The 24,693-nt window shown below is 53.5% G+C and carries 22 protein-coding genes; 18 read left to right on the top strand and 4 right to left on the bottom strand.

All coding sequences use genetic code 11. The features are described 5' to 3' along the window. The first annotated feature begins 96 nt into the window (after positions 1-96). The 9 genes from aspS (at position 97) to lpxM (ending at position 9,448) form a co-directional block, all read left to right on the top strand. Positions 97-1,890, top strand: a complete 1,794-nt coding sequence (gene aspS, locus O1V65_RS09100; protein WP_017491094.1) for an aspartate--tRNA ligase — start codon at positions 97-99, stop codon at positions 1,888-1,890. Continuing rightward, positions 1,890-2,327 (top strand): dihydroneopterin triphosphate diphosphatase, encoded by a 438-nt coding sequence (gene nudB, locus O1V65_RS09095; RefSeq protein WP_017491095.1) that lies wholly within the window; start codon positions 1,890-1,892, stop codon positions 2,325-2,327. The genes aspS and nudB overlap by 1 nt, the downstream gene beginning before the upstream one ends. A gap of 87 nt (positions 2,328-2,414) precedes the next feature. Beyond that, on the top strand, positions 2,415-3,158 hold the full coding sequence (locus tag O1V65_RS09090) for a YebC/PmpR family DNA-binding transcriptional regulator (RefSeq protein ID WP_017491096.1): 744 nt from the start codon (positions 2,415-2,417) through the stop codon (positions 3,156-3,158). 180 nt (positions 3,159-3,338) lie between these two features. Next, positions 3,339-3,860: a crossover junction endodeoxyribonuclease RuvC gene (gene ruvC / locus O1V65_RS09085; protein ID WP_017491097.1), complete on the top strand. Its 522-nt coding sequence runs from the start codon at positions 3,339-3,341 to the stop codon at positions 3,858-3,860. 104 nt (positions 3,861-3,964) lie between these two features. Then, complete coding sequence (gene ruvA / locus O1V65_RS09080; RefSeq protein ID WP_269130438.1) at positions 3,965-4,579, top strand: Holliday junction branch migration protein RuvA; 615 nt, start codon at positions 3,965-3,967, stop codon at positions 4,577-4,579. Positions 4,580-4,587: 8 nt separating this feature from the next. Next, positions 4,588-5,592, top strand: coding sequence for a Holliday junction branch migration DNA helicase RuvB (ruvB, locus tag O1V65_RS09075; protein WP_017491099.1), 1,005 nt, complete (start codon positions 4,588-4,590; stop codon positions 5,590-5,592). Between the two features lie 428 nt (positions 5,593-6,020). Continuing rightward, complete coding sequence (gene znuA, locus O1V65_RS09070) at positions 6,021-6,959, top strand: zinc ABC transporter substrate-binding protein ZnuA (RefSeq protein WP_376783505.1); 939 nt, start codon at positions 6,021-6,023, stop codon at positions 6,957-6,959. 19 nt (positions 6,960-6,978) lie between these two features. Then, complete coding sequence (gene mepM, locus O1V65_RS09065) at positions 6,979-8,313, top strand: murein DD-endopeptidase MepM (protein WP_084913017.1); 1,335 nt, start codon at positions 6,979-6,981, stop codon at positions 8,311-8,313. Positions 8,314-8,473: 160 nt separating this feature from the next. Continuing rightward, positions 8,474-9,448 carry a lauroyl-Kdo(2)-lipid IV(A) myristoyltransferase gene (gene lpxM, locus O1V65_RS09060; RefSeq protein WP_017491102.1) on the top strand — a complete coding sequence of 325 codons (975 nt, stop codon included), beginning with the start codon at positions 8,474-8,476 and terminating at the stop codon, positions 9,446-9,448. Positions 9,449-9,536: 88 nt separating this feature from the next. Here lpxM and pyk read toward each other — a convergent pair whose 3' ends face one another. Next, positions 9,537-10,979, bottom strand: coding sequence for a pyruvate kinase (gene pyk / locus O1V65_RS09055; protein WP_017491103.1), 1,443 nt, complete (start codon positions 10,977-10,979; stop codon positions 9,537-9,539). Positions 10,980-11,276: 297 nt separating this feature from the next. Further along, positions 11,277-12,146 (bottom strand): MurR/RpiR family transcriptional regulator, encoded by an 870-nt coding sequence (locus O1V65_RS09050; RefSeq protein WP_269130437.1) that lies wholly within the window; start codon positions 12,144-12,146, stop codon positions 11,277-11,279. A gap of 426 nt (positions 12,147-12,572) precedes the next feature. On the opposite strand from O1V65_RS09050, the gene zwf reads away from it, so the two are divergent. Genes zwf through O1V65_RS09035 form a run of 3 tightly spaced genes read left to right on the top strand, consistent with a single transcriptional unit; the run spans position 12,573 to position 15,446 of the window. Then, positions 12,573-14,048, top strand: a complete 1,476-nt coding sequence (zwf, locus tag O1V65_RS09045) for a glucose-6-phosphate dehydrogenase (protein ID WP_017491105.1) — start codon at positions 12,573-12,575, stop codon at positions 14,046-14,048. A 40-nt stretch (positions 14,049-14,088) separates the two neighbouring features. Next, positions 14,089-14,784: a 6-phosphogluconolactonase gene (gene pgl, locus O1V65_RS09040; RefSeq protein ID WP_017491106.1), complete on the top strand. Its 696-nt coding sequence runs from the start codon at positions 14,089-14,091 to the stop codon at positions 14,782-14,784. A gap of 20 nt (positions 14,785-14,804) precedes the next feature. Next, the gene (locus O1V65_RS09035; protein ID WP_269130436.1) at positions 14,805-15,446 is read left to right on the top strand and encodes a bifunctional 4-hydroxy-2-oxoglutarate aldolase/2-dehydro-3-deoxy-phosphogluconate aldolase; all 642 of its coding nucleotides are present in this window, start codon (positions 14,805-14,807) and stop codon (positions 15,444-15,446) included. Positions 15,447-15,522: 76 nt separating this feature from the next. On the opposite strand, the gene O1V65_RS09030 is transcribed toward O1V65_RS09035, so the two are convergent. Continuing rightward, positions 15,523-15,867, bottom strand: coding sequence for a RidA family protein (locus O1V65_RS09030; protein ID WP_017491108.1), 345 nt, complete (start codon positions 15,865-15,867; stop codon positions 15,523-15,525). A gap of 143 nt (positions 15,868-16,010) precedes the next feature. On the opposite strand from O1V65_RS09030, the gene O1V65_RS09025 reads away from it, so the two are divergent. The 6 genes from O1V65_RS09025 (at position 16,011) to rnd (ending at position 23,518) form a co-directional block, all read left to right on the top strand. Next, the gene (locus O1V65_RS09025; RefSeq protein ID WP_017491109.1) at positions 16,011-17,912 is read left to right on the top strand and encodes a DNA repair helicase YoaA; all 1,902 of its coding nucleotides are present in this window, start codon (positions 16,011-16,013) and stop codon (positions 17,910-17,912) included. 131 nt (positions 17,913-18,043) lie between these two features. Continuing rightward, positions 18,044-18,760 (top strand): tRNA (adenosine(37)-N6)-threonylcarbamoyltransferase complex dimerization subunit type 1 TsaB, encoded by a 717-nt coding sequence (gene tsaB, locus O1V65_RS09020; RefSeq protein WP_227977864.1) that lies wholly within the window; start codon positions 18,044-18,046, stop codon positions 18,758-18,760. A 61-nt stretch (positions 18,761-18,821) separates the two neighbouring features. Next, complete coding sequence (locus tag O1V65_RS09015) at positions 18,822-19,424, top strand: Slp family lipoprotein (protein ID WP_084913016.1); 603 nt, start codon at positions 18,822-18,824, stop codon at positions 19,422-19,424. A 308-nt stretch (positions 19,425-19,732) separates the two neighbouring features. Continuing rightward, a complete protein-coding gene (locus O1V65_RS09010) occupies positions 19,733-20,002 on the top strand; it encodes a hypothetical protein (RefSeq protein WP_017492865.1) in 270 nt (89 codons plus the stop codon). 523 nt (positions 20,003-20,525) lie between these two features. Further along, positions 20,526-22,223 (top strand): long-chain-fatty-acid--CoA ligase FadD, encoded by a 1,698-nt coding sequence (gene fadD / locus O1V65_RS09005; protein ID WP_017492866.1) that lies wholly within the window; start codon positions 20,526-20,528, stop codon positions 22,221-22,223. Between the two features lie 173 nt (positions 22,224-22,396). Beyond that, entirely contained in the window at positions 22,397-23,518 is a 1,122-nt protein-coding gene (gene rnd, locus O1V65_RS09000) for a ribonuclease D (protein WP_227977865.1), read from the top strand. 90 nt (positions 23,519-23,608) lie between these two features. Here rnd and O1V65_RS08995 read toward each other — a convergent pair whose 3' ends face one another. Next, positions 23,609-24,538: an FUSC family protein gene (locus O1V65_RS08995; protein WP_269130435.1), complete on the bottom strand. Its 930-nt coding sequence runs from the start codon at positions 24,536-24,538 to the stop codon at positions 23,609-23,611. Positions 24,539-24,693: the final 155 nt, after the last annotated feature.

Below are 24,693 nucleotides of genomic sequence, written 5' to 3'. Positions count from 1 at the left end.
ACTTATCCTGCGAACGAAATTCCTTTATAATGACCGCCTTTTTTCGACCCATATTAATCCGATGCTCACAGGCAGTGAGATCAAAGGGATACCGTTATGCGTACTGAATATTGTGGCAAGCTGAATTCGTCCAACGTTGGCCAGGAAGTGACTTTGTGCGGTTGGATTAACCGCCGCCGCGACCTGGGTGGTTTGATCTTCATCGATTTGCGCGACCGCGAAGGCATCGTGCAGGTATTTTTCGATCCGGATCAGAGCGCAGCGTACGAATTGGCGTCAGAACTGCGTAATGAGTTTTGCGTGCAGTTAACCGGTACCGTTCGTGCGCGTCCTGAAAGCCAGTTTAATAAAGACATGGCAACGGGTGAAGTTGAAGTCTTTGCCAGCGCGCTGAACATCATCAACCGTTCAGAACCGCTGCCGCTGGATTCCAACCACAACAACACCGAAGAAGCGCGTCTGAAATACCGCTATCTGGACCTGCGTCGCCCTGAGATGGCCAACCGCCTGAAAACTCGCGCACGCATCACCAGCTTTGTACGCCGTTTCATGGACACCCATGACTTCCTCGACATCGAAACGCCGATGCTGACCAAGGCCACGCCGGAAGGCGCGCGCGACTATCTGGTGCCAAGCCGCGTACATAAAGGTAAGTTCTACGCATTGCCGCAGTCCCCACAGCTGTTCAAGCAGCTGTTGATGATGTCTGGCTTTGACCGTTATTACCAAATCGTTAAATGTTTCCGTGACGAAGACCTGCGTGCCGACCGTCAGCCTGAATTCACTCAGATTGACGTTGAAACCTCTTTCATGACCGCAGAGCAGGTTCGCGAAGTCATGGAGAAGCTGGCGCGCGAGTTGTGGCTGGAGGTTAAAGGCGTCGATCTGGGTGATTTCCCGATCATGACCTACGCCGATGCTATGCGTCGTTTCGGCTCCGACAAGCCTGATTTGCGTAACCCGATGGAGCTGGTCGACGTTGCTGACCTGTTCAAGTCCGTCGAGTTTAAAGTGTTCTCCGATCCGGCTAACGACCCGAAAGGTCGCGTTGCCGCGCTGCGCGTGCCGGGTGCTGCCCAGCTGAGCCGTAAGCAGATCGACGAATACGCCAAGTTTATCGAAATTTACGGCGCCAAGGGTCTGGCTTACATTAAAGTCAACGAAGTGGCTAAAGGCCTCGAAGGTATCCAGAGCCCGGTTGCCAAGTTCCTGAACGAAGAACTGCTGAGTGCGCTGATAGAGCGTACCGGTGCACAGGATGGCGATATGATTTTCTTCGGCGCCGCCAGTGCCAAGATTGTCACCGATGCCATTGGTGCACTGCGTCTGAAACTGGGTCGCGACCTGAAAATCACCAACGAAAGCGCCTGGGCGCCGCTGTGGGTGGTTGACTTCCCAATGTTCGAAGACACCGACGAAGGCGGACTTTCGGCCATGCATCACCCGTTCACCGCACCGAAAGAAATGACGGCGGAACAGCTGACCGCGAACCCAACCTCCGCTATCGCCAACGCCTACGACATGGTTATCAACGGCTATGAAGTGGGTGGCGGTTCCGTACGTATCCACCGTGGTGAGATGCAGCAGGCGGTATTCAGCATTCTGGGTATTACTGAACACGAGCAGCGCGAGAAGTTTGGCTTCCTGCTTGATGCGCTGAAATACGGCACGCCTCCGCATGCGGGTCTGGCGTTTGGTCTTGACCGTCTGGTCATGCTGCTGACCGGCACCGATAACATCCGTGACGTTATCGCGTTCCCGAAAACCACGGCGGCAGCCTGTCTGATGACCGAAGCACCTAACTTCGCCAATCCGGCGTCTCTGGTTGAGCTAGGGATTAGCGTTATCGCTAAAAAAGCGACCCCAGACACAGATTCAGAGAATAACTGATGAGCTACAAGCGTCCTGAGTCGATACTGGTGGTCATCTATGCCAGAAACAACGGCCGGGTGCTGATGCTCCAGCGGCGTGACGATACGGAGTTCTGGCAGTCGGTTACCGGCAGCCTGGAAGACGGCGAGTCACCCGCGCAAACTGCGCAACGTGAGGTTCTGGAGGAGGTTGGCATCGATATCGCTGCCGAAAATCTGCTGTTACAGGACTGCGGCCGCTGCGTCGAGTTTGAACTGTTTGCGCACCTGCGCTATCGCTATGCCCCTGGCGTGAGCTGGAACAAAGAGCACTGGTTCTGTCTGGCATTGCCGGAAGAGCGAAGCATTGTTCTGACCGAACACCACGCCTATCGTTGGCTGGACAAAGCGGCCGCGGCCGCTTTGACCAAGTCACCGAGCAATCAGCAGGCGATTGAAGAATTTGTTATTTATTAGGCCGGTCTCAGAGTCATTGAGTCTCGGAGCAAGGCCGTTGATTATCTAAAATGAGTTCAGCCTGTATAAGGCTAATGGAGATCTTTTATGGCAGGTCACAGTAAGTGGGCCAACACCAAACACCGCAAAGCAGCACAAGACTCTAAACGCGGTAAAATTTTCACCAAAATCATTCGCGAGCTGGTTACCGCTGCGAAACTGGGCGGCGGCGATCCGGGTGCCAACCCACGTCTGCGTGCGGCCATCGACAAGGCGCTGTCAAACAACATGACGCGCGATACCCTGAACCGCGCCATCGCGCGCGGCGTGGGCGGCGATGACGACACCAACATGGAAACTATCATCTATGAAGGCTACGGCCCGGGCGGCACCGCCGTGATGGTTGAATGTCTGAGTGATAACCGTAACCGTACCGTTGCTGAAGTGCGTCATGCTTTCAGCAAAACCGGGGGTAACCTGGGGACCGACGGCTCCGTCGCTTACCTGTTCACCAAAACCGGCGTAATCACCTTTGCTCCAGGCCAGGACGAAGACGTTATCATGGAAGCCGCGCTCGAAGCGGGTGCTGATGACATCCAGACCTATGACGACGGCGCAATTGACGTTTACACCGCATGGGAAAGCCTGGGCGATGTAAAAGACGCGTTGCAGGCCGCTGGCTTCGTGGCCGATCAGGCTGAAGTCACCATGATCCCTTCTACCAAGGCCGATATGGACGCCGAGACCGCGCCTAAGCTGCTGCGTCTGATTGACATGCTGGAAGACTGTGATGATGTGCAGGAGGTTTACCACAACGGTGAAATCTCCGACGAGATCGCAGAAACCCTGTAATCTTCCTCACGGGCGAAGGCGCGACAGGCTCGCGTTTTCGCCCGGCTTTACGGACATCCTCAGTCCGGTTTGTTTTTTCCTTCAATTCAAGACAAACTTGCCAACAGAACATTTCATACGCCAACCGGTCCTCTGCCCGGACAGGCTCAGCGTTATCATAAGATAAGGTATTAATAAGCGATGGCTATCATTCTGGGGATTGACCCCGGTTCACGCGTCACAGGCTATGGCATTATCCGCCAGCAGGGCAGGCTGCTCAGCTATTTGGGCAGCGGCTGCATTCGCACGGTGGTCGATGACATGCCGGGGCGTTTGAAGCTGATTTATGCGGGCGTTACCGAAATTATCACCCAGTTTCAGCCGGACTTTTTTGCCATTGAATCGGTGTTTATGGCCAAGAATGCCGACTCGGCGCTCAAGCTGGGTCAGGCGCGCGGCGCGGCGATAGTGGCGGCGGTTAATCAGGATTTGCCGGTATTTGAATATGCGGCGCGACAGGTCAAGCAGACCGTCGTCGGTACCGGTGCGGCGGAAAAGAGTCAGGTGCAGCACATGGTGCGTTCCTTGCTCAAGCTGCCTGCCAATCCTCAGTCGGACGCCGCCGATGCGCTGGCTATTGCCATAACTCATTGTCACGTCAGCCAAAATGCGATTCGCTTAAGCAGCGACAGGCTCCAGTTGGCGCGGGGGAGAATGCGTTAATTAAGGCTGGATATTTATCCAGCTCTTTTCTATGATATAAACCATAAAAATTTTCGTCATTCCGCTGGCCTTGCTGGCGGATTCATCGGCAAAGGAAGGTAAAAGTGATAGGTCGTCTCAGAGGCATTATTCTGGAAAAACAGCCCCCGTTAGTGCTGTTGGAAACCAACGGCGTGGGTTATGAAGTGCACATGCCGATGACCTGTTTTTACGAACTGCCGGAGCTGGGGCAAGAAGCGGTGGTCTTCACCCAGTTTATCGTGCGTGAAGATGCGCAGCTGCTTTACGGCTTCAATGATAAACAGGAACGTGCGCTGTTCCGCGAGCTTATTAAGGTCAACGGCGTAGGGCCGAAGCTGGCGCTGGCTATTCTCTCTGGCATGTCTGCGCAGCAGTTTGTGAGTGCGGTAGAGAAAGAAGAAATCACCTCGCTTATCAAGCTGCCTGGCGTGGGCAAGAAGACCGCCGAACGTCTGGTGGTTGAAATGAAGGACCGCTTTAAAGGGCTCAACGGCGACCTGTTTAACAATCCGGTCGATATTAACCTGCCTGCTGCTGCGTCGAAGGCGAAAGAGTCTGACGCCGAAGGCGAAGCGGTTGCCGCACTCATTTCTCTCGGCTATAAGCCGCCAGAGGCGAGCCGAATGATCAGTAAAGTGTCCAAACCCGGCGCAGAGTGCGAGACATTGATTAGAGAAGCGCTTCGCGCGGCTCTGTGAGGTAACAGATGATAGAAGCTGACCGTCTTATTTCTGCTGGTGTTATCAGCGAAGAAGAAGTTATCGACAGAGCGATTCGTCCTAAACTGTTGTCCGAATACGTTGGGCAGCCGCACGTTCGTTCGCAGATGGAGATCTTCATTCAGGCGGCCAAACAGCGCGGCGACGCGCTGGATCACCTGCTGATTTTCGGTCCTCCCGGACTGGGTAAAACTACGCTAGCCAACATTGTTGCCAACGAGATGGGCGTAAACCTGCGTACCACGTCGGGTCCGGTGTTGGAAAAGGCGGGTGACCTCGCGGCGATGCTGACCAACCTCGAACCTCACGACGTGCTGTTTATCGATGAAATTCACCGTCTTTCACCGGTAGTCGAAGAGGTGCTGTATCCGGCAATGGAAGACTATCAGCTGGATATCATGATTGGTGAAGGCCCGGCTGCGCGCTCTATCAAACTCGATCTGCCGCCGTTCACGCTGATCGGTGCGACGACGCGGGCGGGGTCATTGACCTCTCCACTGCGCGACCGTTTTGGTATCGTGCAACGCCTGGAGTTTTACCAGGTTGCCGATTTGCAGCACATTGTGGGGCGCAGCGCGTCTTGTCTGGGGCTTGAGCTGTCGGAGGAGGGCGCGCATCAAATTGCTCGCCGTTCACGCGGTACGCCGCGTATCGCCAACCGACTGCTGCGCCGTGTGCGTGACTTCGCGGAGGTCAAAGGCGACGGCACCATCAACGGTGACGTTGCCAACGGCGCACTGGACATGCTTGACGTCGACGCCGAGGGCTTTGATTACATGGACCGTAAGCTGTTGCTGGCAATTATCGACAAATTTACCGGCGGCCCGGTTGGACTGGACAACCTCGCGGCGGCGATTGGCGAAGAGCGCGAAACCATTGAAGACGTCATTGAACCCTTCCTCATTCAGCAGGGATTCATTCAACGTACACCGCGTGGGCGTATGGCGACCCATCATGCTTACCGGCATTTTGGGATGACCCGGCCTGAGTAAAAGGTTTTTTTGGCTGGTGGCCCGGGGCGCTGTTTGTGGAGATTGTCTTTAAGGCCAACGTCAATCTACGCCGAGTCGCTTTTATGGCTTATCGGCTTCGATAGGCCACCGCAGCGAACCTGGGCAAGAGGGGGAAGTCAGTACCTCTTGCCTCTCTGCGCCTTTTTTCCATTTTGTTCCTCCCGTCCCCGCTGTACTCCCCTAAAAAGATCAAATTTGAAATTAAAACTCAATTCCAATGGTATAATGCCGCCCCTCTGACAAAATAATGATAACTCCAGTCAAAAGTTCTCTTTTGCTCTCAGCTATTTGCCGACAGGCAGGCTGCGGGCGCAGTATTCTAGACTGCTGCAATACCTAAATGCTTAGTCTGAAAACAGGCTTAAGAACGATAAAAACGATAAGCCTATTGTGAAACAGAAAAAATGATCAAAATGAAAAAATCCTTCTTGATCCGCGCCGTGATGGCCGCATCATTATTGACCGCAAGCGTGGTCACCACCGCTCAGGCGGCAGTATTGGCGTCTTTGCGCCCGCTCGGTTTTATCGCCGCCGCTATTGCCGATGGCGTTACGCCAACGGATGTCCTGCTGCCGGACGGTCAGTCTCCCCACGGCTATTCTTTGCATCCCTCCGACCTGCAACGCATGCGTAGTGCCGATCTGCTGGTGTGGGTAGGACCGGACATGGAAAGCTTTATGAGCAAATCGGTGGCGCAATTACCGCCTAATCGCGTCGTCGACCTCTCGGCAATCCCGGAAGTGAAACCCCTACTTATGGCGGCGGATAACCAAGAACAGCGTGAACATGACATTCGTGCGCATAATAAAATCGCCGACGATCAGCAAACTGCCGTCTACGACATGTCGGTGTGGCTTTCCCCGGATATTGCGAAACTGACCGCTATCGCAATTCACGCAAAATTATTGGAACTAATGCCGCAAAAGAAGGACCAATTAGATGCCAACTTGCGCCAGTTTGAAGCCGGATTGACAAAAACTGACATAAAGCTTGGTAAGATGCTGCAACCTGTTCAGGGAAAGGGATATTTTGTTTTTCAGGATACATTCAGTTATTTTGAAAAACACTACGGGTTGTCGCCGATGGGGCGCCTCTCTGTGAATCCTGAAATCCCGCCTGGAGTACAGCGATTACATCAAATTCGAACACAGCTGGTTGAGCAGAAAGCGGTCTGCGTTTTTGCTGAACCACAGTTCAGGCCGGCCATAATTAATGCCGTTGCCCAGGGAACAACAGTGCGTACGAGCACATTGGATCCGCTGGGAGGCGGTATCGCACTGACCAAGGACAGCTATGTGAACTTCCTGTCACATCTGACTTCTCAGTACGTGAGCTGCCTGAAGTAAGCTATAAGGATCCATTTAAGTGCAGCTACTACCCCGATCGATCGCTCTGGCGCTCAACAGTCTTCCACGACCCCACCGTATCATGCTGGGGTCACTGACCGCGCTAACTCTGGCCATGGCGATATCAAAACCCTTTGTATATCATAATGATGACGACGGTTATCACCAAAAGCCTATTGCCAAACAAATCCTTCTCGACGCGCAACAGGTGCGTTCCCTGTTGCCTGAGGCGAGCGAACCTCTCGACGACAGTGACTCGCCACCCGCCGCGGATATCCCTAAAGATGAACTCGATGATAAAACCGAGAACGAAAAGGGCGTTCACGAGTATGTGGTCTCTACCGGCGATACGCTCAGCAGCATTCTGAATCAGTACGGTATCGACATGTCTGATATCTCCGCGCTGGCAACCTCAAACAGTGACCTGCGTAATCTGAAGATAGGCCAGCAGCTGTCCTGGACGGTTAACGACGACGGTGATTTACAGCGTCTGACCTGGGAAAAGTCGCGCCGTGAGACGGTGACTTTTGACCGCAGCGGCAACGGCTTCAAGGCCTCAACCGAAATGTTGAAAGGCGAATGGCAAGACCAGGTGCTCAAAGGCACCGTCGGCGGCAGTTTCGTCGGCAGCGCTAAGGAAGCCGGTCTCTCTAATGCCGAAATCGGCGCGGTGGTCAAAGCCCTACAGTGGCAGATGGACTTCAAAAAATTGCGTAAAGGCGATCAGTTCTCGGTGTTGATGTCGCGCGAAATGCTCGACGGCAAGAGCCAGCAGAGCGAACTCGCCGGCGTCCATATGCGCAGCGGCGGTAAAGATTACTATGCCATTCGCGCCGAAGACGGAAAGTTCTATGACCGTTCGGGCAGCGGGCTGGCGCGTGGTTTTCTGCGTTTCCCAACCCTCAGACAGTACCGCGTTTCCTCCAACTTCAACCCACGTCGCCTTAATCCGGTCACCGGCCGTATTGCGCCACACCGCGGCGTCGATTTTGCGGTGCCTATCGGTACGCCGGTACTGGCCGTCGGTGACGGTGAGGTGATCGTCGCCAAGAACGGCGGCGCGGCGGGTAACTACGTTGCGCTTCGTCAGGGGCGTCAGTATATGACCCGCTATATGCATCTCAGCCGGGTGCTGGTTAAGCCGGGACAAAAAGTGAAGCGTGGTCAACGTATTGGACTGTCAGGGAATACCGGGCGTTCAACCGGGCCGCATTTGCACTTTGAAGTGTGGATCAACAACGTCGCCGTCAATCCGCTGACCGCCAAGCTGCCGCGCTCCGAAGGCCTCAGCGGCAAGGACCTGAAAGACTATCTGTCTACGGTGCGTGAAGTGATGCCGCAGCTGAAACTCTGAGGTGTCCCATAGACGCAACGAATAAAATCTCTTCGTTTTCTTCTGGTTGAATAGCGTCGTCTGCCGTTGCGGGCGACACTATTCATTGCAAAATAATTCACTGCACCTATCATTGGACGATTGAATTTTATAATTAGTATAAAAGTTTATGAGTTAACGCATGCAATCAGAAAAAAAATCGAACGTTGAGTTTATCCCGCAGTTCCAAAAAGCCTTTTATCATCCGCGTTACTGGGGCATTTGGTTGGGCGTTGGCGCAATGGCGGCAATGGCTTACGTTCCGGCACCGATTCGTGACCCGATTTTGGGCGGACTCGGTCGTCTGGCAGGAAAGTTCGCGAAAGGGGCCCGTCGCCGTGCGCGCATCAACCTGCTTTACTGCCTGCCTGAATTGCCCGAAGCACGCCGTGAAGAGATAATTGACGACATGTTTGCCGCTGCGCCGCAGTCGATGGTGATGATGGCCGAACTGGCCTGCCGTGGCGATGCGAAAAAGCTGCTTGGACGCGTTCACTGGCACAATCAGGAGATAGTTGATGGCCTGAAAGCAGAAGGGAAGAACATCATCTTTCTGGTGCCTCACGGTTGGGCGGTGGATATTCCTGCCATGCTGATGGCGGCGACCGGTCAGCCGATGGCGGCGATGTTCCATAACCAGAAGAACCTGCTGAGTGACTATCTGTGGAATACCGTACGACGTCGTTTTGGCGGCCGTATGCATGCGCGCAATGACGGGATAAAACCGTTTATCAGCTCGGTTCGTCAGGGATACTGGGGCTATTATCTGCCGGATCAGGACCACGGCGCGGAACACAGCGAGTTTGTCGATTTCTTTGCAACCTATAAGGCTACGCTGCCGGCGGTCGGTAGGCTGATGAAAGTGTGCCGCGCTGAAATCGTGCCGCTTTTCCCGGTGTATGATGGCAAAAAACATCGTCTTGATATCCATATCCGCCCGCCGATGTACGACTTGGCAACGGCTGATGATGCTACCATCGCGCGTCGTATGAACGAAGAGGTCGAGGTATTGGTTGGGCCTAATCCCGAGCAGTACACCTGGATCCTTAAACTGCTTAAAACCCGCAAGCCGGGCGAGCAGGAGCCGTACACCCGTGACGAACTTTACCCACGCTAAGGGGTAAGGCACAAAAAAACCGGCCAAGGCCGGTTTTTTACGTTCTACTCTAAGTGCGACCGCGGAGTGTCACGATTCAGTCAACGGCTTATTCAACCGTCAGAACGCGCGTGGTGTTGGTCGTGCCGGTGGTGCTCATCACGTCACCCTGGGTCACGATGACGATGTCACCGGACAGCAGGTAGCCTTTGTCACGCAGCAGATTAACCGCGTCGACAGCCGCGGCGACGCCGTCGTTGTTGCTGTCAAAGAATACCGGCGTCACGCCGCGATAAAGCGCCGTGAGATTCAGGGTATGTTCGTGGCGAGACATCGCGAAGATAGGCAGGCCAGAGCTGATACGCGACATGATGAGCGGCGTTCTGCCTGACTCCGTGAGTGAGATGATCGCGCTGACGCCCTTGAGGTGGTTGGCCGCATACATTGAGGACATAGCAATGGTTTCTTCAATGTTGTCGAACTCGACGTCAAGACGGTGCTTCGAAACGTTAATGCTAGGGATTTTTTCAGCGCCAAGACAAACGCGTGCCATCGCCGCCACGGTTTCTGCCGGGTATTGACCCGCCGCCGTTTCTGCTGACAACATCACCGCGTCGGTACCGTCGAGCACGGCGTTAGCGACGTCCATAACTTCCGCTCGGGTCGGCATCGGGTTGGTAATCATCGACTCCATCATCTGGGTCGCGGTTATCACGGCGCGGTTCAACGTACGAGCGCGGCGGATAAGCTTCTTCTGAATGCCCACCAGCTCAGGATCGCCAATCTCGACGCCTAAATCTCCACGCGCCACCATGACCACGTCAGAGGCGAGAATAATGTCATCCATTGCCGCATCGCTGGCAACCGCTTCTGCACGCTCAACCTTCGAGACGATTTTCGCATGGCAGCCTGCATCGCGCGCCAGTCGGCGTGCATAGTTCAGGTCTTCACCGGTGCGTGGGAAAGAGACGGCAAGGAAGTCGACGCCAATTTTTGCCGCAGTCAGAATATCGGCTTTGTCTTTTTCGGTCAGCGCTTCAGCCGAAAGTCCACCGCCCAGTTTGTTGATGCCTTTATTGTTCGACAGCGGACCGCCAACGGTAACTTCGGTGAACACTTTCGCGTCCTGAACTTCGAGAACCTTGAGCTGCACACGTCCGTCGTCGAGCAGCAGGATATCGCCGGGGACCACGTCGGCAGGCAGGCCTTTGTAGTCAATCCCAACGCGCTCCTTGTCGCCTTCGCCCTTACTCATGTTGGCATCGAGCAGGAACTTATCGCCGATATTCAGGAAAACCTTGCCTTCCCTAAAGGTGGAAACGCGAATTTTTGGGCCCTGGAGATCGCCGAGGATAGCCACGTGACGACCGAGTTTAGCCGCAATTTCGCGAACTTTATCGGCGCGAAGCTGGTGATCTTCCGGGGTGCCGTGAGAGAAGTTAAGGCGGACGACGTTTGCACCGGCGGCAATAATTTTTTCAAGATTATTATCGCGGTCCGTTGCCGGGCCGAGGGTGGTGACAATTTTGGTTCTTCTGAGCCGTCTGGACATGCATTACTCCGTTGACTTGTGAAGCATTTGCGCTGCTAAACCTGAATAACGTGTTACGGGATAACAACATAAGGGAGGTTGATTGTAATTTTAATACAAAATTGTTGCACCCATGAGAGAGAAGGCGCGTGGCCTGCTCGACACTCGTTGTTATCCCAATAAATGTTATCCGGGCAATTTTGTCTGGCTCTTGTCGGAGAGGATTGAAAGCCCACTCCTGACGGCCAGACCCCTAGTATTTAACAACATTGTAACAAACGTGACAGCATAAAAACATCCGTCAATTTACGGATTTATTCAAATCGTGGGGGGGGGGGCAGAAACCCCTTTATCAAAACGCGAATCGCGTAATGATTCTTTGACTCGCTTCAGGTTATCTCTGAATTTAGCCCCGCGACGCAAAGTAAATCCTGTCGCCAGCACGTCTATCAGCGTGAGCTGCGCCAAACGCGAGACCATCGGCATATAAACGTCGGTGTCTTCAGGAACGTCGAGCAGCAGGGAAAGGGTCGCTTCATGAGCCAGCGGTGTGTCTTTGGAGGTGATAGCAATGACCGTTGCGTCATTTTCGCGGGCAAGATGCGCCAGCTCGACTAAGTTTTTCGTGCGGCCGGTGTGAGAAATCAACACCACGACGTCACCTTCGCCCGAATTCATACAGCTCATGCGTTGCATTACGATATCATCGAAATAGATAACAGGGATGTTAAAGCGGAAAAACTTGTTCATAGCGTCGTGTGCAACGGCTGCTGACGCACCAAGTCCGAAGAACGAGATCTTCTTCGCCTGGGTCAGGAGATCGACAGCGCGGTTAACTGCCGAAATATCAAGCGTATTTTTCACCTGCTCGAGACTGGCCATCGTCGATTCAAAGATTTTCGCGCTATAAGCCTCAACGCTGTCAGTTTCTTCGACGTTGCGGTTTACGTATGGCGTTCCATTAGCCAGACTTTGGGCAAGCTGTAATTTGAAGTCAGGAAAACCCTTGGTTTCAAGGCGGCGGCAGAAGCGATTGACGGTAGGTTCACTGACGTCCGCCATTTTGGCTAATGTCGCGATGCTGGAATGTATGGCAGTTTGTGGTGAGGCAAGGATAACTTCAGCAACTTTTTTTTCAGATTTGCTGAGGATGTCCAAAAAGCTGAGGATTTTTTCCAGCGTATTCATGGGCGGCTACTCAATAGGTTTCATCGATTTCAACGAAAAGGAGAAATCATGTCAGTTTGATGAAAATATACTACGGCGCTGAATGAGGTGGCAGGGACAATCTGGTGAAATCCAAGCTTTTTTTCCAGAACATGAGCCAGATCTAAGTTTCAATATGGTAATTAATGCTCAAATTTGTCATAAAATTACATCAGGGTTAGCGTAAAGCTTAGCCGATTTAACAATCATGACAAATTATGTGGTTTTTTATTCATTTATTAATGCCTTAGATCTTGGTTTACTGACTCTGCCTAATCAGAGTACATTGTGGCGGAAACGCAAAACCTGCTGAAATAAAATTACAATCTACCTAAACGTTTGAGATGCAAACGCTTCGGCGCTGCATTTCCAGGCAAAAAGGGTAAATCCTGCTCTAAGGAGAAGAACATGGCGGTAAACCAACCAGCCCAGGCGTGTGACCTGGTTATTTTCGGTGCTAAAGGCGATCTTGCACGCCGTAAGCTGTTGCCTTCCCTGTATCAGCTGGAAAAAGCTGGACACATTCACGACGACACCAAGATCATCGGCGTAGGTCGCGCCGAGTGGGACAAAGCGGCTTATACCGAAGTGGTAAAAGAAGCGCTAACCACCTTTATGAAAGAAAAGCTGGATCCTGAACTGTGGGAAAAACTCAGCGCCCGTCTGGAATTTTGTAATCTGGACGTTAACGACATCAAGCACTTCACCCGCCTGGGCAAGATGCTGGATACGTCAAAACGTACCACCATCAACTATTTCGCCATGCCGCCGAGCACCTTCTCAGCTATCTGTAAAGGTCTGGGCGAAGCGGGTCTGAATAAAGAGCCAGCCCGCGTTGTCATGGAAAAGCCGCTCGGTACCGACCTGGCGTCTTCTCAGGAAATCAACGACGGTGTGGCGCAGTACTTCAATGAAAGCCAGGTTTATCGTATCGACCATTACCTGGGTAAAGAAACCGTATTGAACCTGCTGGCGCTGCGCTTTGCCAACAACCTGTTTGCCTCCAACTGGGACAACCGCACTATCGATCACGTGCAGATTACCGTGGCCGAGGAAGTGGGCATCGAAGGACGTTGGGGTTACTTCGACAAAGCCGGTCAGATGCGTGACATGATTCAGAACCACCTGTTGCAGATTCTGACCATGATCGCGATGTCTCCACCGGCGGATCTGAGCACCGACCGTATCCGTGACGAAAAAGTGAAAGTGCTGCGTTCTCTGCGTCGTATTGACCAGACCAACGTGCGCGAAACCACCGTTCGTGGTCAGTACACGGCGGGATTCGTGCAGGGCAAAAAAGTTCCTGGTTACCTTGAAGAAGAAGGCGCGAACAAGAGCAGCAGCACCGAGAGCTTCGTGGCCATTCGCGTGGACATCGACAACTGGCAGTGGGCGGGTGTGCCTTTCTACCTGCGTACCGGTAAGCGTCTGCCAACCAAATGTTCCGAAGTTGTCGTTTACTTCAAGACTCCAGCCCTGAACCTGTTCAGTGATTCCTACCAGCAACTGCCGCAGAACAAGCTGACCATTCGTCTACAGCCGGATGAAGGGATCGAAATCGAAGTTCTGAACAAAGTTCCTGGTCTTGAGCACAAGCACCGTCTGCAAACGACTAAGCTTGATCTCAGCTTCTCTGAGACCTTCCACGAAGAACACATTGCCGATGCCTACGAGCGTCTGCTGCTGGAAACCATGCGCGGTATTCAGGCACTGTTCGTTCGTCGTGACGAAGTGGAAGAAGCCTGGAAATGGGTTGATGGCATCATCAACGCCTGGGCCGCAGAAAACGAAGCACCTAAGCCTTATCAGGCGGGTACCTGGGGACCTGTTGCCTCGGTGGCGATGATTACCCGTGATGGCCGTTCATGGAATGAGTTCGGCTAATCCACCGTAGTTTCACGGCACGTCAGGTAAGGGGCAACAGATGGCCAATTTCGTCGAATTTTCCGGTGCAGCGGCGCTCAACCAAAATCTGGCCGGTAAAATGGCTGACGCATTGCGCCGCGCCATTGCGGACCGAGGACAGGCAACGCTGATTGTTTCGGGGGGGAGAACGCCGCTCGAACTTTTCAGGCAGCTGTCTCGCCAGGAGCTCGACTGGAGTCGCGTGACCATTACCTTGGCCGATGAACGTTGGGTTACCAACGACAACGGCTCCAGCAACGAGAAAATGGTGCGAAACAGTTTGTTGCAGGGTGAGGTGGCGAAAGCCACCTTTATTGCCCTCAAGAACGGTGCCGGGACTGCCGCCGAGGGTGAATCGACGGCTGAGTCGGCGCTGGCCGCACTGCAACTGCCTGCGGACATCACGCTGCTGGGCATGGGGGACGACGGACATATCGCGTCTCTGTTTCCCGGCAGTGTCAATCTTGCCAGGGCGCTTGACCTCAAGACGACGCGGCGCTGCGTAGCGATTACGCCGCTGACCGCGCCACTTGAGCGCATGACGCTGACGTTGCCGGTACTGCTCAACAGTCGGCGAATCTATTTACTGTTGGCCGGTGAATCCAAACGCGAAGTTTACGAGCGTGCGGAGAAAGGCACCGATCAAAACAACATGCCCGTCAGGGCAGTATTGCATCAACAACAGACTCCGGTAGAGGTTTACTGGACCGCTTAGCGGGATGAATGGAGACAAAGATGAAGAACTGGAAAACAAGCGCAGAACAGATCCTGACCTCGGGTCCGGTCGTTCCGGTCATTGTGATTAACAAACTGGAACATGCCGTTCCCTTGGCCAAAGCGCTGGTGGCGGGCGGTGTTCGCGTGCTTGAGGTGACGCTGCGCACTGCCTGTGCGATTGATGCCATCAAGGCAATCGCTCATGAGGTGCCGGACGCCATTATCGGTGCAGGAACCGTGCTTAATGCGCAACAGCTGGCGGAAGTGACCGCGGCGGGCGCGCAGTTTGCTATCAGCCCGGGCCTGACCGAGCCGCTGCTAAGGGCGGCCAATGAGGGTCCAATACCGCTTATCCCAGGGATTAGCACCGTGTCGGAGCTGATGCTGGGACTGGATGCCGGTCTGCGCGAATTCAAGTTCTTCCCTGCGGAGGCTAACGGCGGTGTCAAGGCGCTACAAGCCATCGCGGGGCCTTTCCCACAGGTGCGTTTCTGCCCAACTGGCGGTATCACTCCGGGCAACTACCGTGACTATCTGGCGCTGAAAAGCGTGCTTTGTATCGGCGGTTCCTGGTTGGTGCCTGCGGATGCGCTAGAGCAAGGTGATTATGCCCGTATCACCGAGCTGGCGCGTGAAGCGGTGGCGGGCGCGAAAGCCTGATTGTTGATGTAAAGGTAAAGAAAAAGCCTCCTGATTTGCGTCAGGAGGCTTTTTTTATGGCCTATCCAGCCGAGACTTAAAGCGCGGCGATAACCTTGATTTCAACCTTGTACTTCGGGTTCATCAGTTTAGCTTGCACAGTGCAGCGAACCGGCGCATTGCCCGGTGAAACCCAGGCGTCCCAGGCTTCGTTCATCGCGGCAAAGTCATCGCCGTCAACCAGGAAGATGGTCGCATCCAGAATTTTGCTTTTGTCTGAACCGACTTCCAAAAGCGCCGCATCGATAATCGCCAACGTTTCGGCGGTCTGATCTTTGGCGTTGGCGTCGAGGTTTTCCGGAACGCTGGTGTAATAAACGGTGCCATTGTGGACAACGATATCCGACATCCGTGGCTCCGGTCTAATGCGTTGAATTGACATAAAGAGTGCTCCTGAAAGTCACTGTTTTAATGATAGGCAACAGGGTAACACATCGTGAGCCGACAATGGACCGACAGATGGTGGTGGTACGCGGCGGCAAGGATTGGCATAATCAGCGCTGATTCAATTAATGTGGGTTTAGCGTGATAGACGATTTCGCAACAGACGGCGCACTGGCGCAAAAAATTGAGGGCTTCAAACCCCGTGAACCCCAGCGTCTGATGGCGAATGCGGTGGCTCTGGCAATTAAAAATAAGCAGGGATTGGTGGTAGAAGCCGGAACCGGAACCGGTAAAACCTATGCTTATCTGGCCCCGGCGTTACGCTCTGGCAAAAAAGTCATTATCTCAACCGGCTCCAAGGCGTTACAGGACCAGCTCTATTCCCGTGACCTGCCCAAGGTAGCCAACGCGCTAAAATTCAAAGGCAAGCTGGCGCTGCTGAAAGGGCGCTCCAACTACCTGTGCCTCGAACGCCTCGATCAACAATCGATGGCGGGCGGTGAACTGGCCAGCCAGTCGCTCAGTGACCTCGCGCATCTGCGCAGCTGGTCGGCCAAAACCGAAGAGGGTGATATTAGCACCTGCAACGTCGTCGCTGAAGACAGCTACGTTTGGCCGCTGGTCACCAGCACCAATGACAACTGCCTCGGCAGTGATTGTCCGATGTACAAAGAGTGCTTTGTGGTCAAGGCGCGCCGTAAGGCGATGGACGCCGACGTGGTGGTAGTCAACCATCACCTCTTCATGGCCGATATGGTGGTCAAGGAGAGCGGCTTCGGCGAGCTTATTCCGACCGCCGATGTCATGATTTTCGACGAAGCGCACCAAATCCCCGACATTGCTAGCCAATATTTTGGGCAGCAGCTTTCGAGCCGCCAATTGCTCGATCTGTCCAAAGATATCACCATCGCCTATCGCACCGAAGTGCGTGATTCAGCGCAGCTGCAAAAAAGCGCTGACCGCCTGAGCCAGAGTGCGCAGGATTTTCGTCTGGCGCTTGGCGAACCCGGTTTTCGCGGCAATTTGCGCGACGTATTGGCCGACACCAACATCCAGCGCGCGCTGCTGCTGCTCGACGACGCTCTCGAGCTTTGCTACGACGTTATGAAGCTTTCACTGGGGCGTTCGGCGCTGCTTGATGCCGCCTTCGAGCGCGCCACGCTGTACCGCAACCGCCTGAAGCGCTTAAAAGAGGTGAGCGTTCCAGGCTACAGCTATTGGTATGAGTGTAACTCACGTCATTTCGTGTTGGCACTGACGCCGCTGTCGGTGACCGATAAGTTTCGTGAATTGATGGACGATAAACCTGGGGCATGGGTCTTTACCTCGGCCACGCTGTCGGTTAACGAAAAGCTCGAGCACTTTACCCAGCGGCTAGGGCTGGACGGCGCGCAAACGCTGCTGCTGGCGAGTCCGTTCGACTACGCCAATCAGGCGCTGCTCTGCGTGCCACGCTATCTGCCTTCACCCAACGAGCGCGGCGGTTCGCGCCAGCTGGCTCGGATGCTGCGCCCGCTTATCGAGGCTAACCAGGGGCGCTGCTTCTTCCTCTGTACCTCACACCAGATGATGCGCGAGCTGGCTGAAGAATTTCGTGCCAGCATGACGCTGCCGGTGCTGGTCCAGGGTGAGACCAGCAAAGGTCAGCTGCTGGCGCAGTTTGTCGAGGCGGGCAATGCGCTCTTGGTGGCGACCAGCAGCTTCTGGGAAGGAGTAGACGTACGCGGTGAAACGCTGTCATTGGTTATCATCGACAAGCTGCCGTTTACCTCACCAGACGATCCGCTGCTCAAAGCGCGGATTGAAGACTGCCGACTGCGCGGCGGTGATCCCTTCAACGAGGTGCAACTGCCTGATGCGGTCATCACGCTCAAGCAGGGAGTGGGGCGGCTTATCCGCGATACCGATGATCGAGGCGTAATGGTCATTTGCGACAACCGACTGGTCATGCGACCTTACGGCGAAGTGTTTCTCAACAGTCTGCCGCCAACGCCGCGTACGCGTTCCATCAGTGAAGCGATGGCGTTCTTGCAGAAAAGTTAACATTTCAGCCTGCATCGCCGTATTGGCGAAGCAGGCCGCTATTCAGCGTAACGACTCTTTTCGATAGCAACGCCAACTATGTTATTATCCGCAAACTGTTTCTATTTTTTATTCCCCGCCTGAGGTTTGGCATGTCCACGCGAATTTTAGCAATTGATACGGCAACCGAAGCCTGTTCCGTTGCGCTATATAACACGGCAACGTCGGCCGCAAACGGCGAGAAGCTGGCTTATTTTGAACTCTGCGCCCGCGAGCATACCCAACGTATTCTTCCTATGGTTCAGCAAATTCTGTCAGAGGCCGGCCTCACGCTCAATCAGCTCGATGCGCTGGCCTTTGGTCGTGGTCCTGGCAGCTTCACCGGCGTGCGTATCGGTATTGGTATCGCTCAGGGGCTGGCCTTTGGTGCCGATCTGCCGCTGCTGCCTATTTCTACGCTACAGACTATGGCACAGGGTGCCTACCGTCAGACGGGGGCAGAACGCGTTCTCGCGGCGATTGACGCCCGCATGGGTGAGGTTTACTGGGGGCAGTTCACCCGTCAATCCGAGGGCGTGTGGGAAGGGGAGTCCAGCGAGGCCGTGCTGAAGCCTGAACAGCTGGCAGAGCGCGAAGCCGCGATTCAGGGCCGTTGGTTCACGGTGGGTACCGGCTGGCAAACCTATCCTCAACTGCTAAGTTCAACAGCCGTTGAACTTGTGGACGGTAATATGCTGCTGCCACAGGCCGAAGATATGTTACCTCTTGCCATTGCCGCGTGGGAGCGTGGGGTGAGAGTCAATGCCGCAGAAGCGGAACCGACTTACTTACGTAATGAGGTAACCTGGAAGAAGCTGCCTGGCCGATAAAAACGGCAACTTGTGAAAGAAAAAGTTGTCGAAATAGATAATGTACCCAGGGGTGTTTACCATGCGTAAGATATTCACAAGTAAGAAAAGTGTGGCCTTGGCGGTGGGGTTAAGCGTGCTGTTGCTGTCAGGATGCGTCACGGTGCCGACCGCTATCCGCGGCACGACGGCAACACCGCAGATGAACCTGGTGGCGGTTCAGGGCGCACCGCAGATTTATGTCGGTCAGGAAGCGCGATTTGGTGGACGTGTCGTCTCGGTGACCAATGAAGGCAGCCGCACGCGTCTCGAGATAGCTGCGATGCCGTTAGACTCAAGCGCTTCGCCAATTCTGGGTGAACCTTCTATTGGACGCCTTGCGGCCTATTACAACGGCTTCCTCGACCCGGTTGATTTCAAAAATCAGCTAATAACCGTGGTGGGGCCGATCACCGGCGCTGAAAACGGCAGCATCGGCCAAACGCCTTATCGTTTTGTTACTGTCAGCGTGAACAGTTTCAAACGCTGGCGCGAGGTGCAGGAAGTGGTGATGCCGCCACAGCCTATGGGACCATGGGGTTGGGGATATGGAGGCCCCTATGATCCACGTTGGGGGCGAGGCTTCGGCCCGGCATGGGGATTTGACCCGGGCCCGGCCAGAGTCGAGACCGTCGTTACGGAATAACCCGCCGCCGCACGGCGCGCCGCCTCCACGTGGGGGGCCACCGCCGCACGCCTCACCACCCGTGCAGAATCATCCGTCACATACGGTGCCTATGCTCCCCCCTCCGCCTGCGAGAAAGTAGGCGAAGCATTAACCTACGGCAGCCTGGCTCCGTAGGTTATGCACTCGTTAATATTGACCTTCATCAAGCTTTAATTAACTTCTCACTTTCGTTTCGCGTTTATTTCCTGTTTTCTGCAATAATAAACCTGCGCCTGCTAATGTCTGGAATAATACAGGCCCTCATCCTCTCTCACAGGAACGTGAAAATGAATAAAAATACATTCAAACATATGATGCTGCCTGTCTCATGGAGTACGGTAAGTGTTTCGCCGGAAGATACTCAAAACGCAACGGACTTTTTCCTGGGACTGCACTTCGAATATCGTCTTGATGAAGGGGAAAAACTGCCCTCGGCGAAAGATATCATCGTGACGCTTGATATCTCTACGGCCAAAATAATGATTGAGAATCTCCAGACCTGGTTAACCTATATTGAAAGCGGAACCTATACGCCGTTTGGTATGGTAAATCACTAATTTATTTTTGTTACGCTTTCTAGTAAATGCTAACCGTCTTTATTGATTGGCATGATATAAACATACCTAATAATATAATTAAATATAGAGCTGTTTCTCTTTGGCGGCATTTGGCCGCCTTTTATTTGTTTCATTTTCACGGATTAATTATGAGTGCGCCGAGTGAGTTAAGGCCGTTAATACGTTATTCGTAAGGGTTTATATCCAGTGGCAATGAAATTTTGTTTCTCAAGGTTATTATGTTGGCATGCCTGATAATGAATTTTTGCCAGGGCGTCTGTCATGGCATCAAAAGAATTTAGCCGCTATACTTCAATAAATAAATGATTTATCAGACTTTATAGATTTTGGTTCGATGGCGTTTTTATTGTGCCGTAGAGGTTAGTGAGTGAAATTAGTGACCTGCCTCTCAACCTAAACATTGTTTAAAGCTTAGCTGGTAAGATGAGTTAAAATATTGTTAAGGGTGTGGTAAAAGTGCGTTATTGAGAGCGCGTGAGATAATGATATCAGGAGTGTAACCTTGGAAAAGGTCTGGCTAAAACGTTACCCGGCGGATGTTCCAGAAAACATCGATCCGAACCGCTACAGCTCGTTGGTTGAGATGTTTGAGAACGCGGCACTGCGTTACGCAGACAATCCGGCGTTTATCAACATGGGTGAGGTGATGTCGTTCCGCAAGCTTGAAGAACGCAGCCGCGCATTCGCTGCTTATTTGCAGAACGAGCTTGGGCTGAAGAAAGGGGATCGCGTGGCGCTGATGATGCCTAACCTGTTGCAGTATCCCATCGCGCTATTTGGCGTGCTGCGCGCCGGTATGGTGGTCGTCAACGTTAATCCCCTCTATACCCCACGAGAGCTTGAACACCAGCTTACCGACAGCGGTGCCTCGGCCATTGTCATCGTCTCAAACTTCGCCCATACCCTGGAAAAGGTCGTACACAATACGCAGGTTAAGCACGTTATCTTGACTCGCATGGGCGACGAGCTTTCCGCTGCGAAGGGCACTCTGGTCAACTTCGTGGTGAAATACATCAAGCGCTTGGTACCGAAATATCATTTGCCGAACGCGGTATCGTTTCGCACGGTAATGCATCAGGGACGGCACATGAAGTATGTGAAACCCAACGTCGTTAACGATGACATTGCCTTCCTGCAATATACCGGGGGGACCACCGGCGTCGCCAAGGGCGCAATGCTCACCCACCGCAATATGCAGGCCAACCTCGAGCAGGCCAAAGCTTCCTATGGGCCTTTGCTGCGTCTGGGGCAGGAGCTGGTGGTCACCGCGCTGCCGCTTTATCATATTTTTGCGCTGACCATTAACTGCATGTTCTTTATCGAGCTGGGTGGCAGCAGTCTGCTTATTACCAATCCGCGCGACATTCCTGGCCTGGTGAAAGAACTTTCACGTTATCCGTTCACGGCGTTGAGCGGCGTAAATACCTTGTTCAACGCGATGCTCAACAATGAAGACTTCAAAAAACTCGATTTCTCCAACCTGCGTCTTTCCGTAGGCGGCGGCGCGGCGGTACAAAAATCCGTTGCGGAACGTTGGGAGGCGCTCACCGGGCTGCATCTCCTCGAGGGCTATGGCCTGACCGAATGTTCACCGCTGGTGACCGGCAACCCTTACGACCTCAAACATTACAGCGGCAGCATCGGTTTACCGGTGCCATCGACCGACATTCGTTTAGTCGATGAAAACGGACACGATGTAGCCGAGGGCGAGGCCGGAGAGCTGCTGGTGAAAGGTCCGCAGGTCATGCTGGGCTACTGGCAACGTCCTGATGCAACCGATGAAGTGTTAAAAGACGGCTGGCTCTCGACCGGAGATATCGCTACAGTGGACGAGCAGGGATTCTTGCACATCGTCGATCGTAAGAAAGATATGATCCTGGTGTCAGGTTTTAACGTTTATCCTAATGAAATTGAAGAAGTCGTCTCGCAGCATGCGAAAGTGCTTGAGGTCGCAGCCATAGGCGTACCGAGTCAGTCTACCGGCGAGAAGGTCAAAATCTGCGTGGTTAAGCGCGATGCTTCTTTAACGGCAGAAGAAATACTCGATCACTGCCGTCGCAATCTTACCGGCTATAAAGTGCCTAAGATTGTCGAGTTCCGTGATGAGCTACCGAAATCGAACGTCGGTAAAATCTTGCGCAGGGAGCTGCGTGACGAGGCCGTAAAGGCCAACGCGCCCGACCGGCAGAACGCAGCCTGAACCAATAATGCTGTATTTTTCATCAACTGAAGGCCTCCTTCATTCAACGCCGGATTAAGTCCGGCGTTTTCACGTTATAATGCGCGTAACGCGAAGCAGTAGTCTTTGTTTTCTAATGCCCGGCGGCAGGATGCAGGCCGATCCGGTTTTTAACAGCGAAAAGAGAAAAAGCTTTGAATTATCAGTTGATCGTTAGCAATGAAGATCTGGCAAAGGTTTGTCAGCAGGCGCAACAGTTTAGCCAGATTGCGTTGGATACCGAATTTGTCAGAACCCGTACTTACTATCCGCAGTTGGGCCTGATCCAGCTCTTTGATGGTGAAACCTTAACGCTGATTGATCCCTTACCTATTACTGCCTGGCAGCCATTTATCGACTTATTGATCCATCCCAATGTGGTCAAGTTTCTGCACGCGGGCAGCGAAGATCTCGAGGTCTTCCTGAATGCCTTTGGCGTGCTGCCGGTGCCTTTCATTGACAGCCAGATCCTCGCGGCCTTTAGCGGGCGTCCGCTCTCCTGCGGTTTTGCGCGTCTGGTTGCCGAGACAACGGGCGTGGAACTCGACAAGAGCGAGTCGCGTACCGACTGGATGGCCAGACCTTTGACCCAGAAGCAGTGTGATTACGCCGCTGCCGACGTGTTCTATCTGCTGCCGCTGGCACGTCAGCTCGAGCAGGAAACCATTAATGCGGGCTGGATAGACGCGGCACTGGACGAGTGTGTCTCGCTCTGCCGCCGCCGTCAGGAAGTGCTACAGCCGGAACGGGCTTACCTCGAAATCGGCAACGCCTGGCAGCTGCGTCCACGTCAGTTGGCGTGTTTGCAGAAACTGGCCGAGTGGCGTCTGAATCAAGCGCGTCAGCGTGATTTGGCGGTCAACTTTGTGGTGCGTGAAGAGAACCTGTGGCAGGTTGCACGCTATCAGCCGCATTCTCTGGGTGAGCTTGAAGCGCTCGGCCTGAGCGGTCCTGAGATTCGCTATCACGGCCGCACGCTGCTGGCGCTCGTCGCTGAAGCCGAAACGCTGGACGAGTCGGCACTGCCCGCACCGATCGCTAACCTGATAGACCAGCCTGGTTACAAGAAAGTCTTCAAGGACATCAAGGCACTGATTCAGACGGTAAGTGAAGAAACGGGGCTCAGCGTAGAGCTGCTGGCGTCACGTCGCCAGATAAACCAGTTGCTGAACTGGCATTGGCAGTTGAAGACCAAGGAACATGAACCGGAGTTGGTGAGCGGATGGCGCGGGGCATTGCTTCGCGAGAGGCTAGTCACGCTGCTGGAACAGAGTTAAGCGCTAAGCATTTAACGACATTAAAAAGGATACGCCAGAGATTGCGCGTATCCTTTTTGACTGATGCTAACCGGTTGATGAAGCGCGTTATCAGACCGAAGGCTCAGGCTTTTTGATGTGAATATAGGTCACCAGCCGGGTCATAAACACCGTCAGTAAGGCAAAAATCCCTCCCAGCGTCGTCGCTTCCAACCGCTGTACGCCGATATTCCCCTGTACCAGACCAATGCCTGACAGCATGAAGATGATCATCATGGTAATAAAGAACGCAAAAAAGGCGTAGGTTTTCGAGGTGAGAGAATACGACATAAAAATAGCGATACCTGCCGACAGAAAGAACGCCAGGATTATCAGCAAATCGTCGTGCAGATAGGTGCTTAACGTACCCGCCGCCAATACGCCCACCAGTGTGCCAATGATGCGTGCCGGCACGCGCAGCAGAGATTCGTGATAATCGCTGCGCAGGCAGATTAACAGCGTCATTTCGGCCCAATAGCTGTGCTGAATATTGAAATGATGGTCAAGGGTAATGGTTAAGCACATGGCGATCACCCCGAAAAATATTGACCACCGGAGATGAATATATTGCTGATTTAGCTGCTTTACGCCTTCGTAGAATTTAATTTTTCTCAGGGAGGTCACTTCACGGAAATTAAAACGCAGCCCGCTAAAGAACAGTCCCAGACTGAATATCTGTAGAATACAGCCGCAGCCTAATAGCGTGGCGCGGATAGTTGCCGCCTCGAGTTTCCCCGGGAAAAACCCTGAGACCATAAAGGCGATTGCAGATTGCAAAAATATCCAGCCCAGATTGGCGTTAATATCCAAAATAACGATATATAGCCCGGTTGCCAGCAGCGCGCCCGCTAAATAAAGCAGCGGGAAATTACCTGCCAGGCTGCCCAGAAACGACGCAGCCATTAGCCCCAGCGCGGTGGTAAATAACACGACGAAAGAGGAATCTCGCCAGGTCTTATTGGCCCCAAACGCCAATGAAAGCGCGCCGCTGGCAATAAGCATCGCAGGAGCCTGTTTGTTCAAATAAAAACCGACGGCAATAATAATGATAATGGCAGGCAAACAACATAACGCTAACAGCAAGTTATGCCGATGGCCTGGGGGAATGCTAATCAAAAGAGGGTTACTCCGTGCCGCAAAATTGAAAATGATTGCTC

The organism is Rouxiella badensis (assembly GCF_026967515.2).
Taxonomy (GTDB): Bacteria; Pseudomonadota; Gammaproteobacteria; order Enterobacterales; family Enterobacteriaceae; genus Rouxiella; species Rouxiella badensis.
The sequence above is the reverse complement of the archived record's forward strand: the minus strand, read 5'-3'. Positions and strand labels throughout refer to the sequence as shown.

Excerpts from the sequence above, each read along its gene's own strand:
- O1V65_RS09050 (WP_269130437.1), bottom strand. The coding sequence starts at position 12,146 with ATGAATACGCTGGAAAAAATCCTCAGCTTTTTGGACATCCTCAGCAAA.
- aspS (WP_017491094.1), top strand. The coding sequence starts at position 97 with ATGCGTACTGAATATTGTGGCAAGCTGAATTCGTCCAACGTTGGCCAG.
- O1V65_RS09030 (WP_017491108.1), bottom strand. The coding sequence starts at position 15,867 with ATGTCAATTCAACGCATTAGACCGGAGCCACGGATGTCGGATATCGTT.
- O1V65_RS09015 (WP_084913016.1), top strand. The coding sequence starts at position 18,822 with ATGCGTAAGATATTCACAAGTAAGAAAAGTGTGGCCTTGGCGGTGGGG.
- ruvB (WP_017491099.1), top strand. The coding sequence starts at position 4,588 with ATGATAGAAGCTGACCGTCTTATTTCTGCTGGTGTTATCAGCGAAGAA.
- O1V65_RS09035 (WP_269130436.1), top strand. The coding sequence starts at position 14,805 with ATGAAGAACTGGAAAACAAGCGCAGAACAGATCCTGACCTCGGGTCCG.
- lpxM (WP_017491102.1), top strand. The coding sequence starts at position 8,474 with ATGCAATCAGAAAAAAAATCGAACGTTGAGTTTATCCCGCAGTTCCAA.
- nudB (WP_017491095.1), top strand. The coding sequence starts at position 1,890 with ATGAGCTACAAGCGTCCTGAGTCGATACTGGTGGTCATCTATGCCAGA.
- O1V65_RS09010 (WP_017492865.1), top strand. The coding sequence starts at position 19,733 with ATGAATAAAAATACATTCAAACATATGATGCTGCCTGTCTCATGGAGT.
- zwf (WP_017491105.1), top strand. The coding sequence starts at position 12,573 with ATGGCGGTAAACCAACCAGCCCAGGCGTGTGACCTGGTTATTTTCGGT.
- ruvC (WP_017491097.1), top strand. The coding sequence starts at position 3,339 with ATGGCTATCATTCTGGGGATTGACCCCGGTTCACGCGTCACAGGCTAT.
- pyk (WP_017491103.1), bottom strand. The coding sequence starts at position 10,979 with ATGTCCAGACGGCTCAGAAGAACCAAAATTGTCACCACCCTCGGCCCG.
- O1V65_RS09090 (WP_017491096.1), top strand. The coding sequence starts at position 2,415 with ATGGCAGGTCACAGTAAGTGGGCCAACACCAAACACCGCAAAGCAGCA.
- pgl (WP_017491106.1), top strand. The coding sequence starts at position 14,089 with ATGGCCAATTTCGTCGAATTTTCCGGTGCAGCGGCGCTCAACCAAAAT.
- tsaB (WP_227977864.1), top strand. The coding sequence starts at position 18,044 with ATGTCCACGCGAATTTTAGCAATTGATACGGCAACCGAAGCCTGTTCC.
- O1V65_RS08995 (WP_269130435.1), bottom strand. The coding sequence starts at position 24,538 with ATGCTTATTGCCAGCGGCGCGCTTTCATTGGCGTTTGGGGCCAATAAG.